The organism is Lactobacillus sp. ESL0230, assembly GCF_003692805.1.
Lineage (GTDB): Bacteria > Bacillota > Bacilli > Lactobacillales > Lactobacillaceae > Lactobacillus > Lactobacillus bombicola.
Window position 1 is genome coordinate 45,414 of sequence record NZ_REHI01000004.1, and the last position, 13,840, is coordinate 59,253.

At 33.8% G+C, this 13,840-nt stretch carries 11 protein-coding genes; 9 read left to right on the forward strand and 2 right to left on the reverse strand.

The annotated features are described in order from the left end of the window. Nucleotides 1-195: 195 nt before the first annotated feature. From F5ESL0230_RS01205 to F5ESL0230_RS01230, 6 genes are all read left to right on the forward strand, one after another. On the forward strand, nt 196-1,500 hold the full coding sequence (locus tag F5ESL0230_RS01205; protein WP_122021268.1) for an extracellular solute-binding protein: 1,305 nt from the start codon (nt 196-198) through the stop codon (nt 1,498-1,500). A gap of 108 nt (nt 1,501-1,608) precedes the next feature. Further along, on the forward strand, nt 1,609-2,526 hold the full coding sequence (locus F5ESL0230_RS01210; RefSeq protein ID WP_122021269.1) for a magnesium transporter CorA family protein: 918 nt from the start codon (nt 1,609-1,611) through the stop codon (nt 2,524-2,526). Between the two features lie 14 nt (nt 2,527-2,540). Then, entirely contained in the window at nt 2,541-3,443 is a 903-nt protein-coding gene (locus F5ESL0230_RS01215) for a serine hydrolase (RefSeq protein ID WP_122021270.1), read from the forward strand. Nucleotides 3,444-3,579: 136 nt separating this feature from the next. Beyond that, nucleotides 3,580-4,143, forward strand: a complete 564-nt coding sequence (locus tag F5ESL0230_RS01220; RefSeq protein ID WP_122021271.1) for a TetR/AcrR family transcriptional regulator — start codon at nt 3,580-3,582, stop codon at nt 4,141-4,143. Between the two features lie 14 nt (nt 4,144-4,157). Next, nucleotides 4,158-7,022: an MMPL family transporter gene (locus F5ESL0230_RS01225; protein WP_122021272.1), complete on the forward strand. Its 2,865-nt coding sequence runs from the start codon at nt 4,158-4,160 to the stop codon at nt 7,020-7,022. Between the two features lie 129 nt (nt 7,023-7,151). Further along, the gene (locus F5ESL0230_RS01230; protein ID WP_122021273.1) at nt 7,152-8,153 is read left to right on the forward strand and encodes a zinc-ribbon domain-containing protein; all 1,002 of its coding nucleotides are present in this window, start codon (nt 7,152-7,154) and stop codon (nt 8,151-8,153) included. A 42-nt stretch (nt 8,154-8,195) separates the two neighbouring features. Here F5ESL0230_RS01230 and F5ESL0230_RS01235 read toward each other — a convergent pair whose 3' ends face one another. Both F5ESL0230_RS01235 and F5ESL0230_RS01240 read right to left on the reverse strand, forming a co-directional pair. Then, nucleotides 8,196-9,572: an NAD-dependent succinate-semialdehyde dehydrogenase gene (locus tag F5ESL0230_RS01235; RefSeq protein ID WP_122021274.1), complete on the reverse strand. Its 1,377-nt coding sequence runs from the start codon at nt 9,570-9,572 to the stop codon at nt 8,196-8,198. Between the two features lie 82 nt (nt 9,573-9,654). Further along, on the reverse strand, nt 9,655-10,431 hold the full coding sequence (locus tag F5ESL0230_RS01240) for an alpha/beta hydrolase fold domain-containing protein (RefSeq protein ID WP_122021275.1): 777 nt from the start codon (nt 10,429-10,431) through the stop codon (nt 9,655-9,657). A gap of 173 nt (nt 10,432-10,604) precedes the next feature. On the opposite strand from F5ESL0230_RS01240, the gene F5ESL0230_RS01245 reads away from it, so the two are divergent. The 3 genes from F5ESL0230_RS01245 to serS all read left to right on the forward strand — a co-directional run bounded on the left by F5ESL0230_RS01245 (nt 10,605) and on the right by serS (nt 13,419). Then, nucleotides 10,605-11,210 carry a TVP38/TMEM64 family protein gene (locus tag F5ESL0230_RS01245; protein ID WP_182431376.1) on the forward strand — a complete coding sequence of 202 codons (606 nt, stop codon included), beginning with the start codon at nt 10,605-10,607 and terminating at the stop codon, nt 11,208-11,210. After that, nucleotides 11,210-11,743, forward strand: coding sequence for a GNAT family N-acetyltransferase (locus tag F5ESL0230_RS01250; protein ID WP_122021276.1), 534 nt, complete (start codon nt 11,210-11,212; stop codon nt 11,741-11,743). Before F5ESL0230_RS01245 ends, F5ESL0230_RS01250 begins: the two co-directional genes overlap by 1 nt. A gap of 368 nt (nt 11,744-12,111) precedes the next feature. Next, the gene (gene serS / locus F5ESL0230_RS01255) at nt 12,112-13,419 is read left to right on the forward strand and encodes a serine--tRNA ligase (protein WP_122021277.1); all 1,308 of its coding nucleotides are present in this window, start codon (nt 12,112-12,114) and stop codon (nt 13,417-13,419) included. Nucleotides 13,420-13,840: the final 421 nt, after the last annotated feature.

The window sequence follows — 13,840 nt, forward strand, 5'->3', positions numbered from 1 at the left end:
CAATGGTGTATAAAAGATATATTTTATGTAAACGCATAAAAAGCGAACTTTATTATTGGATAAGGGTATTAAATACAAATAAATACGAATTTTATTGTGATTTTAATTGTAATTTAACCATTATTGCTTTACAATAAACAAGACTTGGATTTTACTAAGTTTAATTAAATATAGATAAATTTTGGAGGAAATAATATGAACTTTGCTAAAAAGCTAGCGACTTTTATCGTTGCTAATTTAGCTTTATTTGTAACTACAGCTTGCTCAAGCAATAAGCCATCCTCAACCGTTGATTCCAATAAAATTCCGAAAATAACAGAAAAGACTACGGTAACTTTTTGGCATGGGATGCAGGGAGCACAAGAAAATACTTTAAAAAGTTTAGTTCAGGATTTTGAAGAAAAGAATCCCCAAATAAAAATAAAACTTGAACAACAAGGAAATTATGATGATTTGCAAGCTAAATTAACGGCAACTTTGCCATCTCCTAAAAATTTACCAACAATTACTCAGGCCTATCCAGGTTGGTTACAAAGCGCTGCCCAAAATAAAATGCTTCAGAATCTAGCTACATATATAAATAACAAAGATGTTGGTTGGGGCAGTAGCCAAGCTTCTGAAATTAAGCCAGAATTACTGGATAGTGCCAAAATTAATAACATCCAATATGGAATTCCATTTAACAAATCAATTGAAGTGCTTGTCTATAATCCAAAACTGCTGAAACAATATGGCATTAATAAGGTGCCAACAACGATGGTTGAATTAAAGCAGGCTGCCCAGACTGTTTATGAAAAGAGTCACCAGCAAGTTGTTGGGGCAGGCTTTGATAAGTTAAATAATTACTATGTATTAGGAATGAAAAATCAAGGACAAGCTTTTTCAAGTAAAATTGATTTTACAGGTGAAGAATCAAGTAAAGTTATCAATTACTTTGTTGCTGGTGAAAAAGAGGGTTATTTTAGAATGCCCGGTTCGGATAAGTATCTATATATTCCGTTTGCTAATCAAAAATTGGCAATGCTGATAACATCATCATCTACGGAAACTTGGATTAAGCAGGCTAGTAAAAAGGGTTTAACCTATGATATAGCAGCTCGGCCGGGAAAGTATACTTTGCAGCAAGGAACAGATATTTATATGTTCAGCCGTGCTAGTGCAATGCAAAAAGCAGCCGCCTTTAAATTTATGAAGTTTTTAACTGCTAAAAATAGCCAATTAAAATGGGCTAAAGCAACTGGATATATTCCAGTTAATCAAAAGGCGGTTCAGGCTGATAGCTATCAAGCTAATAGTGAATTTAAATTACCAGCTCATTTAAATGAGCTTATGAATACCAACTCCTTATATAGTGTTCCTGTAATTAAAAATGCAAATGCAACTTTTGGTCAGTTAACACCAATTATGCAATCGATTTTAGTTGCTGGTCAAAAAAATCGAAATGTTGAACAGACTATTAGAACCGGTAAAATCAAATTTAATGCTGCTTGGCAGCAATAAAAAGCAGGCTAATGCCTGTTTTTTATTTAGTGTTTTTTTACTTGAATGGTAAGATAATATTGTTATAAAAATCTACTAATTGCTTAACTAAATAGCCAGGGGTGAAAAATGATAAAAGAGCAAAAATTTCCAGTAGCAACTAAATATAAATGGTTTGATATCAATAATTTAAGTGAAGATGATAGTGAAAAGCTACAAGATGATTTCAATTTTACTTCTGATATGATTTCATATATTTCTGATCGGCATGAGCGACCACATTATGACTACGACACTTATACAAAAATCCATTTATTAATCTATGACGTACCAATTTGGCCTACGCAAGTAATTAAACATTTTACGGCGCATCCCATTACTTTTTTAGTATCTGGAGAAAATATTTTTACTTTCCATACTGAAGCAACTGGTTATGTATTTGACGAATTTAATGATTATGCAATGCGACGAGAATTATCCAATTCTCAAGATGTGACTGAGTTATTAATGAAATTTATGTTATATGCCACACAATATTTTCAAAGAGCAATCACGCAGCTTGATGATGAGCGCAATAGTCTTGATAAAAAATTATCAGGAGATATTAATAACAAGGACTTAGTGGAATTATCAAATATTGAAAAGAGTTTAGTCTATTTATCTAGTTCAATCCAAACTAATTCAATGATGATTCATAGCTTAAAATTATCAGAATTAGAATTCACTAAAAAAGCACGCGAAAGTCTTGACGATGTTTTAATTGAATCAAATCAAGCCGCCGAAATGGTTAAAATTTCGCAGCAAGTAACAAAAACTTTGTCAGCTACATCCAATAATATGATGAATAATAATTTAAATGATACGATGAAGTTTTTAACTGTCTGGTCATTAGTTTTAACGATTCCAACAATTTTAACGGGCTTTTATGGCATGAATGTCAGTTTACCAGTAGGGCATAGTTCTTTGGACTGGGTAATAATTATCGTATTGACAGTTTTATTGATGGTTTGGCTAATTGTTCTAATGAAACGTCATCATTTTTTCTAAATTGAGGTAAATTTATGAAAAATAAAGTATTTGTTGGATCAATTATTACAACTTTACTAGCCTTTATGCTTTATACTGTTAATTTAAAACAAACTAAAAATGCAGATATTAAAATTATTGGACAAAGTCAAAAAAGAAATGGTAATAAGTCTAAGTCGATAAAAGAACCACATACTGCAGAAATAGAATATCCGCGCGAAGTTAAGATTACGGGTGGTAGTAAGCTGGTCTGGGCTAAAAAAATAAAGCAGACAATGGGTAAAAAGCAAAGTTACCAAGTTTATTTAAAGGATCTTAATAATAATCAATTTGCTCAAGTTGCTAACATTTCCAAGGCCCACAGTGTTAATTCGGTTAGTCGCTTGTTTTTATTATTAACTATTTATTATCAAGAGCAACACCATAAATTATCTAGTAAAACGGTTATTAAGGTAAAGAAAGCAGATGTGGTAAAAGATGAAAAAATATTGCAACCAGGAATCGGCTATGGCATTACCTATTTAAGACAGGCAATGATGAATGGCAGTCAAACAGCCACTAATGTACTTTTAAGAAAGGTAAAACTAACCCAAGTTAATTTTGTTATCAAAAAAATGGGTTTAGTGGATACTAAAGTGAAACCCAAGTTTGTTGCAATAACCACAGCTAAAGATCTGGCTCAAATTATGATAAATCTTTATCAAAATAAGACCTTGAATAGGCAATACTCTAACCGGGTTTTAGGTGTCTTAAGTTCAGTTAAAAATAAGCCCAAAATTGGACCAACAGGTAGTGGCTTAATTTATGCTATCGGTGACAAAAAAGCTAATGTTGCTCTGATTCAAATGGGTGGGCATACATACTGTATGGCTATTTTAAGTAATAGTGATCATAATTTTAGTCAGTTAGGTAAAGTAGTTAATAAATTTTTTAAATAGTTTAATAAAAAAGAATTCAGTTTTTGAATTCTTTTTTATGTTATTAAGGATCTTAAAAATAATTTACAGCTTGTAGATTGTATTCTTCAATGTGTAGTGCTATATTATTCACTATGCCGTAAAAGGAGGAGTGAAATTGGTAAAAAAAAGAAGTCTTGACCTGGATAAAATAATTGCTAAGGCAACTGAATTAATTGCTCAGCGGGGTCTATCTGCTACTACCTTACCTAATTTAGCTAATGAATTAGGTGTTCGTTCACAATCTTTGTATCACTATGTATCGGGACGTAAGCAATTGTTATCTTTAGTTGGTGCGAACCGAATTAAAGTTATGATTACTGTGTTAACAGATAGTTTAATAGGTCTATCGGGTAAGGAAGCATTGCTTAAATTTGCTGATATTATTCGCAACTTTATTTTAAATGACCCAGCACTATTTAGTATCTTGTATCATTTGAATGAATATCAACAAGACGATGCGATTACACAAGAAATTATGAATGTAATTGCATTGGCTGATAAATTACATTTACGCAGTGACAGTACAGTTTCACTCCATTCTTTAATTGGCGCAGTTTTGGGTTATGTTTTTCTGGATGTTTCGGCATCGTTTGTTGGTGAAACTAGTGCCCAAGCTGATCAAGGTTATCATGAATTAGTTTTACAGTTAGTTCAGCCGAAAAATATTTTACAAAATTAGAAAGGAAAAGTAGAGTGCAAAAACTACTAAAAAATCATATTTTTTCATTAATTGCATGGATTTTAATTTTAATTATTTCTGTTGTGGCTTTGCCAGATATTACTGGGTTAACGCGCGAGCACTCGAATGTTTCCCTGCCACAAGACGTTCAAAGTGAAGTAGCTCAATCAATTCAGAATGACTGGGGTCCAAAACAAAAAAATACCTATCAAATTGCGGTTGTTTTCAATAAAAAGAAGGGCACGATATCAGCGGATGATAAAAATGCGATTAATCAAACTGTAGCCAAGCTTAAAAACAACCAGGATGACTATGGTATTAAGCAAATATTGGCTCCTGATGATAACATTGCAACTAAGAATAAACTGAAGTCTAAGAATAATAAAACTTGGATTATGCAGATTAATGTTGCTAAAAATCACGCGCCAATTAATGAAGTAGAAAAAGAATTGACTAGTGCAGTTAAGACTAATGGCGTTAGAACTTATATCACTGGTGCAGATGTCTTACAAAATGCTTTTTCTAATTCGATTCAAGAAGGAATTAAAAAGACTGAAGCAATTACGATTGTCTTTATTTTTATCGTGTTGATTATTGTCTTTAGGTCACCAATTGTACCGTTAATCTCATTATTAACAGTTGGCGTATCCTTTATTACTTCTTTTTCAATTGTAACTAACTTAGTCAAATATCAAAATTTCCCATTCTCGAATTTTACACAAGTCTTTATGATTATTGTTTTATTTGGAATAGGTACAGACTACAATATTTTACTCTATGATAAGTTTAAAGAAGATTTGGGTTTGGGTCTAAACCGTTATGAAGCGATGAAAAATGCGCTAAAAGTTGCTGGTAAAACAATTTTATATTCGGGATCATCAATTTTAATCGGCTTTTCCGCTTTAAGTTTAGCTAATTTTTCTATTTATCAGTCTGCAGTTGGAGTTGCAGTTGGGGTCGCTGTTTTATTAATCGTTTTGTTAACGTTAAATCCATTCTTTATGGCTGTTCTAGGTAAAAAAATGTTTTGGCCAGTAAAGCAGTTTACTGGTGAACATGAAGATAAGTTATGGCATGGTATTTCTAAAGGAACGTTAGCCCATCCAATTGTTTATTTACTTGTTTTAGCAGTAGTAGTTACTCCTTTTGCTTTAATGTACTCGGGCAATTTGAATTACGATGATACTGATGAAATTGAAAATAGCGTTCCAGCTAAGGCTGGAATGCTAGTTGTTGAAAAAGACTTTTCTAAGGGAATGGCTGAGCCATCGGTTCTTTATATTAAGAGTAAGCATCGATTAGATAATGAAGCAGATTTGCGCCTGTTAGATCAGTTAACTAGGCAATTACAGGCTTCAAAAGATGTATCTTTTGTAACCTCGGTTACCCAACCGTATGGCGAAAGTATAGATCAGTTATATGTAAAGAACCAGTTGGATACTGTTAATCAAGGGGTTGATCAGGCACGTGCTGGTTTAGGCAAATTGAGCCAAGCATCAAAAAAAGTTTCTGCTGGGGCTAGCCAATTAGCTAATGGGACCAGTCAATTGCAAACTGGTACTGGTCAACTTCAAAGTGGAGCTGGTCAATTGCAGACTGGTACTGCGCAAATGAGTAGCGGTCTTAATCAGTTGAATTCTCAATTACAAAGTGGGACGCAAGGACTAGCGGGTGCGCAACAACAGACTAAAGCGACCTTAGAGCAAAGCTATAAGGCCAATTTATCTAAAAGCATTGGTAGCTTACCTGGCTTAACAGCACAGCAAAAAATGGCTGCTATGCAAGCTGCAGGTGCTGCTCTTGAAAAATCATGGGCGCAAGCTTCAGCTTCAATGCCAGATGTTTCCGGACAAATGGGTCAATTACAGTCTGGTGTTGGACGTTTAGCCTCGGCTTCTGGTCAACTTAATACCGGAGCTACCACTTTAAATGGTGGAATTGGTCAATTACATTCAAGTGTTGGTCAATTAGATTCTGGAGCTAACCAATTAGCTTCAAGTACCCCTAAGATTACTAATGGTGTTGATGAAGTTAACAGTGGCTTAGGCCAGGGTGCTACTTACTTGACTGGACTAGCGAGTTCGTCTGCAGCAGATACCTTTTATATTCCCAAGGAATTTATTAAAAACGATACTTTCCAAACGTCAATTAAAAATTATCTTAGTCCTGACAAAAAATCAGCAATGTTAATGATCGTCTTTAAGTCTAATCCAAGTGGCACTGAAGCAACTAAAAAAGCCCAAGATTTAAGTTTAATGGCTGAAAAATCATTTGCTGGAACGCGCCTTAAAAATGCAGTAGTAGCAATGGGCGGCGAAAGCTCAAAAATTGCTGACATTAAGGAAGTTGCTAATAAAGATTTCATTAGAACGGCAGCTATTATGCTGATTGGAATTGGGATTGCCCTGATTTTTGTAACTAGATCTTTGTTACAACCGATTTATATTTTGGGCACATTATTGATTGCTTACTTCTGCTCATTATCAATTAGTGAATGGGTAGTTAAAGCAGTTCTAAATAAAGACATGATAACTTGGAATACGCCATTCTTTGGGTTCATTCTTTTGATTGCTCTGGGTGTTGATTATAGCATTTTCTTGATGACACGTTACCGTGCTCTGGAGGGCAATAGACCTAGTGACCGCATGCTTAAAGCTTGTGGAATTATTGGAACAGTTGTTATTTCTGCTGCAATTATTCTTGGCGGTACTTTTGCGGCATTAATTCCATCTGGTATACCAACTTTAATCGAAGTTGCTTTAACTGTAATCATTGGTTTGATCATTTTGGTCTTTATTATGCCAATCACTTTGTCTGCTGCAGTTAAGTTGACTTATGAAGGAATTTCAATGAAAAAGAATAGACGGGTAAAGGATTAATTTAACCAAGTCTTTTGAGAAGTAGGAATTATTAAATTAAGTAAAAAAGTACGATAAAGAAATTTTCTTTATTGTACTTTTTGTTTTATGATAAAGGTAACAAATATTATGTACAAAAGGGTGCGTGTTATGACTACTTGTCCAAATTGTAATCGACCAATTACTGATAATGATAAAATTTGTCCTAAATGTCATTTTGATTTACAAAAATATCGGGATACTTTTTTTACTGATAAACATTTACAAGCAAATTATGAAAATGATAAAACTGGTGAAAGAATTGCTAGTCGCAAATTATACCGGCAAGAATTTTATCCCCAAAAACAAAATCTAGTTGTGCAAAAGATGTTAGAATGGTTACGCGTCAATAGTATGATAGTCATGCTTTTAGGAATTATATTATTGATACTTATGAGCTTTTCACGCAGTATCGGTTGGATTTGCTTTTTTGCTTTATTAGTCTGGCTTTATGTAGTTTGTATCCGTAGTGAAAAAATTGAGCGCTATACTGTTGATCGACGCCTAACTGAAAAAGTCAATCAAATATTTTCTAATACCTTTAATAGTGTTGCAAATTCCAAACGAAAGGTTATAAAAAATAGAGGACAACAAGCAAACCAAGAGGCCTTTAGTAAGCAACATTACGGTTATAGCCAACTTTTAGTTATTTTAATGGCCGTAATTAATTTAATTGTAATGTTTGCTGGCTCAGGTGCTTCGATATCCGATGTTACTTATACGGGAAAAATGTCAATTACGCGGGTTATTTTTCGGTTAGCAGGGCATCTATTTTCTTCAGGTGAGACAAGACTTTCAGGTGTATTACTTTGTTTAATTTGGTTATTAATTGTTTTAATTCCATTGAGTATTATTTACAGTACCTTGAAAGACAACAGGAAAAGACGTTTATTAGCATTCAGTTTATCTTTACTTGAATCAATTTTCTTAATTTATTTGATTATTAGACTTTCTAGTATTAGTGTTGCAGGTAAGGGACTTTTGAAAAATATTACTAATGAATTTTTGCTTTATGCTGTTTCGGTTGGTACCTCGACGTATTTTTTGATTTTATCCAGTATTATGACAACTTTTTTAACAGGTTATAATTTGATAAGAGAAAAATTGCGGTAATAAAAAAGCAGGACTATGCGTCCTGCTTTTTATTATTGTTAATTATTTTGCCGGCATATCGATAACTAAGTGTTCGTTAACAAAGGCCAGCAAACCTAAATTGCTAAGTTCACGACCATAGCCTGATTTTTTAATACCACCAAAAGGCAATTCACCTGAACTAATCCAAGTTCCGTTGATCACGGTCATTCCAGTTTCGATTTGTGCGGCAACGCTACGGGCATGGTCAGTGTTTTTACTAATAATAGATGAACCAAGCCCATAACTTGAGTCGTTTGCTAAAGCAATTGCTTCAGCTTCATCGTTAACTTCATACACAATTGCCACGGGACCAAAAAATTCCTGATCGTATGCTGGATTATTTTTGGTGACATTGGTTAGGATGATTGGCCTGAAAAAGGCACCGGTTGAATTTATTTCTGGATATTGATAAAAAATTTTAGCGCCATTAGCAACTGCTTCTTCAACTTGACTAGTTAATTTTTCTTTAGCGATGTATGAGTTCATTGGCGCTAAAGTTGTTTTACTATCTAATGGATCACCAGCAGATAAGCTTGAGAAGGCATCCTTTAATTGAGCTAAAACCTCTTTATATTTAGACTTAACAGCGATAATTCTTTTGGAAGAAGTGCATACTTGGCCGGTATTATAGGTTCTAGCCGAGTAAAGTAATTGTTTTAAAATTTTTGAATCAGCATCTTCTAGTACAATAAAGGCATCGTTACCTCCAAGTTCCATAGTAGCTTTTTTTAAATTTTTACCAGCATTTTCAGCGACTGCAGCTCCGCCACGTTCTGAACCAGTTAAAGCAACGCCTTGAATACGTGAATCAGCCATAACTTTATTTAATTGATCATAATTTAGATAAAGATTGATCAAACTACCTTCAGGTGCGCCAGCCTGTTTAATAATTTTTTCAATTAAAGCAGCAGATTGTGGTACATTGTGGGCATGCTTAAGTACAATCGGGTTACCAACTATAAAGTTAGGAGCAAAAACCCGAATTACTTGGTAAAGTGGAAAGTTCCATGGCTCACAAGCCAAGACAACTCCAGTTGCTTGCTTTAAATAATAGGCTTGACCCAGATTAGAATTAATAGGCTCGGGGTTTAGCATCTCAGCACCATGCTCGGCATAGTAATCACATATTTTAGCGCAGAGTTCAACTTCATGATTGGCTTCAGTGATTAATTTTCCCATTTCCTGGGTCATAATTTCAGCCATTAATTTTTGCTTTTTATATAAATTATTAGCAATTTCATGTAAAGTTTTTGCTCGACTGCTTGGTGCTTCGTGACGCCATTTTTGGTATAAAGCATGAGCCAAACTAATAGCATCCTCAACTTGCTCTGCTGTAGGGTTGCTAAACGTTGCCAAGACTTCATTAGTATATGGATTAATTGATTGATATTTAGCCATAATTATCTCCTTAATTTTAATTATACTTTTTAACATATTATAAATCGCTTTCAAGCTAAAGGTACGGTGTAATTACAAGAAATTATTCAGTGATTTTGATTAAATAGTTAATTGATTCATCAAGATATTGTTTTGAATAGGACATAGCATGCTTAGAGCCAGCTATCAATTTAAGATCTATACCATGATTTTGTTGGGCTAAAGTTGCAATAAAATCAAGTAAGTCTTGGGTTGCAACTAATTCCGTAGTTGAATTAATCATTAATAATTGGTGTAAATTTTGGTAATTGTATGATGCAGCATCAAGCTTTTGCAGGACGGTTGTATCACTTGATCCTGCATATGTTAGGGTGAAAAATTTGTAAAAAGCATCATTAATATCGTTTAGTGTTGTTAAACCCAGTTCTTTTTGGGCATTTTTTGCCGGCTTGACTTTGGGATGATTTTTTATCCAAGAAGAATAGCTGACTGGTGCTGACCAAGTAACAGTTGGAAAGCCGTATTTACCAGCTAGATAAAGTGCAATTGTGCCACCACTACTTGCGCCTATTTGTGTAATGGTTGTGTCTGAATTGGTATATTTACTATTAAATAGCCATTTAACAAACTTGTTGCTATCAGTGTGAGCAGTGGGGAAAGTAGATGCCGGCGCAAGTGAATAATTTGGTGCAAATACTAAAAATCCGTGTGTTGCTACTTTAAGACATAATAGTTTTAGTTCGCTTTTATCGCCGCGAAACCAACCTCCACCATGCCAAAAAATCAAAATTTTGTTTGTAACGGGCATTTCTGGTATATAAAGGTCAACAGTTAATTTTTTTGAGTTATCGTAAATAAGATTATTTAGAATTTGAGTCATATTATAACCTCCCAATATATTGTATAACATGTATATAATTGTTTAGAATATAATTACAATAGCTATTTAAGCCAAATCTTTAAAATCTTTAAAACATTATCCTTAATTAACTAAAAATGAATCAATTAGATTAGTTTTTTGGTAGAATGAAAACTAATAAATGGAGGTAAATTATGCATTTGTCAGCTAAAGCCAGTCGAAGATTGATTAATATTCTGACCATTGTCAGTGCGATTGTTATTATTCTTTTGTGTATTTATTGGTATCGCTTAGGAATTTTTACTAGTCAAGCTAAAATGAAAGCATATTTAGCTGATAAAAGAATCAGTGGACCGATAATTTTTGTTTTAATTCAAATTATGCAAGTTGTTTTCCCAATAATTCCTGGAGGTGTATCACTTTTAGGTGGTGTGGTCTTTTTTGGTCCACTTGCAGGGTTTATTTATAATTATGTTGGTGTTTGTATCGGATCAATCATTGACTTTTTTTTAGCCAGATTTTATGGTAAACCGTTTATTTTACATATTGTTTCAGAAAAGACTTTTGATAAATATATTAAATGGACAGAAAACCAACGCAAGTTTAATTGGTTCTTTGGTATTTGTATTGTTGCCCCGATGGCCCCTGACGATGTTCTTTGTTTACTTGCCGGATTAACTGAAATGAAGTTTTCAACTTATTTTTGGATTATAGTTTTAGGTAAACCTTGGACTATAGCTGCTTATAGTTTTGCTTTAATGTTTGGGATGGATTGGCTTTTAAAACTGGTTGGTAAGTGATGGCTAACAGAGTTTATTTACGTTCGTTTGAACTAACAGATGCACCGACAATTTTAAAGTGGGGCCAAGATCAATCTTATCAAGATGCGGCTGGCTTTCAATCTTATCAAGACTTAAAGCAGGCCCGAGTAGCAGTTAACCAATACATTAATCGGCAATATAGCTATGGAATTTGTTTGAGGCAAGGCAAGCAATTAATTGGTTTGGCTGAATTATATGAACGAGGAACTAATGAAGCTGATTTGTTAAAGACAAAAGAGGTCGGCTTTTTATTGGATAAAGAATATACTGGACATGGCTATATGACTGAAGCATTGACGATGTTATTTGACTTGGCTTTTAATCAACTTAGGCAAGAAGAAATTTGGGCAGGTACATTTACAAATAATGTAAAATCACAAAATTTACTTAAGCGTTTGGGCTTTCATTATCAGTATGAAATTGATTTGCATAAAATTAATCCTTTATTTACGTACAAAGAAAAATATTTTTTACTTAAAAAAGCAGAGTGGCTTAAGACTGAGTTGAATTGATTTGAGTTAATAGTTCTTTTAACTATCTAAGTTATTAAAGGGCAGTAATATATGACAAGTATAAAAATTTAAAATTACAAATAATTACTATTTGCGTAAAGAAGCAGAATAGCTTAAAATAAACACAAACACGGAGTCCTAAGATGGTTTTTAGAGAGTTCGCACTGTGGTGGAAGCGAATAACTGTCGTTTCCAGACTTCAATGATGTGGGTAATTAAGAGTTACACGGAAAAGGGCACCGTTATCGCCATTTTAATTAAGTGCAGTTGCTAATGCAATTGAAACTGGGTGGCACCGCGAAGACATGTATTGAGCTGATTCGTCCCAATTTAGGGATGAATCAGCTCTTTTTTATGGAGGGAAAATTATGTTAGATATCAAAGTGATACGTGATAATTTAGATTGGGCAAAAGATAAGCTGGCTAGACGTGGTGTTAAGCCAGCAGAATTGGACGATTTAATTGCTATTGACCAAGAACGTCGTGAGGACTTGAATCAAAGTGAACAATTAAAGGCAAAGCGTAACCAAGTGTCCAAACAAATCGCTACTGCTAAACGAAATAAAGAAGATGCGACTGAAGCAATTGCCGCAATGAGGCAAGTTGGTGATGAAATTAAGCAATTAGATGAACAAGTTAATGAATTGACTAAAAAACAAAATTATATTTTGCTTCGTCTACCTAATTTTCCAGACGATTCTGCGCCAATCGGACCTAATGAAGATTATAATCAAGAGGTGCGTAAATGGCATAACACAACTGAGCTATCCTTTACACCAAAAGCTCATTGGGAATTAGGAACTAATTTAGATATTTTGGATTGGGATCGTGGAGCTAAAGTTTCAGGAGCACGTTTTGTTTATTATAAAGGGGCTGGAGCACTTTTAGAACGTGCAGTTTTCAATTTCTTTTTAGATGAAAACATAAAGGCGGGCTATACCGAAATGATTCCACCATATTTAGTTAATGAAGAATCAATGCAAGGTACCGGGCAGTTCCCTAAATTCCGTGAAGATGTTTATACAATTGTTGATAATGATGATCCGGAAAAACAATTAGATTTAACATTGATTCCAACAGCTGAAGTTCCTTTAGTTAATTATTTCCGTGACGAGATTATTCACGAAGATAAATTACCAATAAATGTAACAGCAATGTCGCCTGCTTTTAGAAGTGAAGCTGGTTCAGCTGGACGGGATACACGTGGATTAATTAGAATGCATGAATTTAGAAAAGTTGAAATGGTAAAGATTTGTAAACAAGAAGATTCATGGGCAGAACTGGATAAACTAACAGCTAATGCGGAACATTTGTTACAAAAATTAAACTTACCTTATCATGTGGTTGCACTTGCAACGGGTGATGCAAGTTTTACAAGTGCAAAAACTTACGACTTAGAAGTTTGGATGCCAGCGCAGGATAAATATCGTGAAATTTCAAGTTGTTCAAATTGTACAGACTTTCAAGCGCGCCGAGCACAAATTCGCTATCGTGATGAAGATGGTAAACTTCATTTAGCACACACACTTAATGGTTCTGGTTTAGCAGTTGGGCGAACAGTTGCGGCAATTTTAGAAAACTACCAAAATGAAGATGGTACAGTTACAGTACCAGAAGTTTTGGTGCCATATATGGGCGGTATGACCAAAATTACTAAAAATCCTAGCTTAATCTAAAAGCAAGGCTACTCCTAAAAGTTTTTTAATTATTAGGAGTAGCCTTTTTATTTAAAGGTAAATTTATTTGAAATAAATTTTTATAGTTAATTTAAAGTGAAAAGGGACAAATTACGAATAATTAATGAACATTGCTTTCATAGATTACAGGAATATCAGTTTTTATTTTAAAAAGAAAAGTAGATTTATTAAATAATTAGACTAATATACGAACTAAAAAAATATTTGACTAATTAAAACAAAAATAGTAAAGTATTATCTGTGCTTGAGAGTACTAGACAGTACTGCGATAAAGCAAAAAAGATATAAAAAACCAGTTGACAAAAGCGACTGAGTTTAGTAATATAAAAAGCGCTGTTGTTTAAAGAAGCGGCAGCGCGGGTCAGAAAAAAAGTTCTTGACAGAGTCGAGAGCATCTGAT

Coding starts and splice junctions, on each gene's coding strand:
- F5ESL0230_RS01205 (WP_122021268.1), top strand. CDS start 196: ATGAACTTTGCTAAAAAGCTAGCGACTTTTATCGTTGCTAATTTAGCT.
- F5ESL0230_RS01210 (WP_122021269.1), top strand. CDS start 1,609: ATGATAAAAGAGCAAAAATTTCCAGTAGCAACTAAATATAAATGGTTT.
- F5ESL0230_RS01215 (WP_122021270.1), top strand. CDS start 2,541: ATGAAAAATAAAGTATTTGTTGGATCAATTATTACAACTTTACTAGCC.
- F5ESL0230_RS01230 (WP_122021273.1), top strand. CDS start 7,152: ATGACTACTTGTCCAAATTGTAATCGACCAATTACTGATAATGATAAA.
- F5ESL0230_RS01235 (WP_122021274.1), bottom strand. CDS start 9,572: ATGGCTAAATATCAATCAATTAATCCATATACTAATGAAGTCTTGGCA.
- F5ESL0230_RS01240 (WP_122021275.1), bottom strand. CDS start 10,431: ATGACTCAAATTCTAAATAATCTTATTTACGATAACTCAAAAAAATTA.
- F5ESL0230_RS01245 (WP_182431376.1), top strand. CDS start 10,605: ATGCATTTGTCAGCTAAAGCCAGTCGAAGATTGATTAATATTCTGACC.
- F5ESL0230_RS01250 (WP_122021276.1), top strand. CDS start 11,210: ATGGCTAACAGAGTTTATTTACGTTCGTTTGAACTAACAGATGCACCG.
- serS (WP_122021277.1), top strand. CDS start 12,112: ATGTTAGATATCAAAGTGATACGTGATAATTTAGATTGGGCAAAAGAT.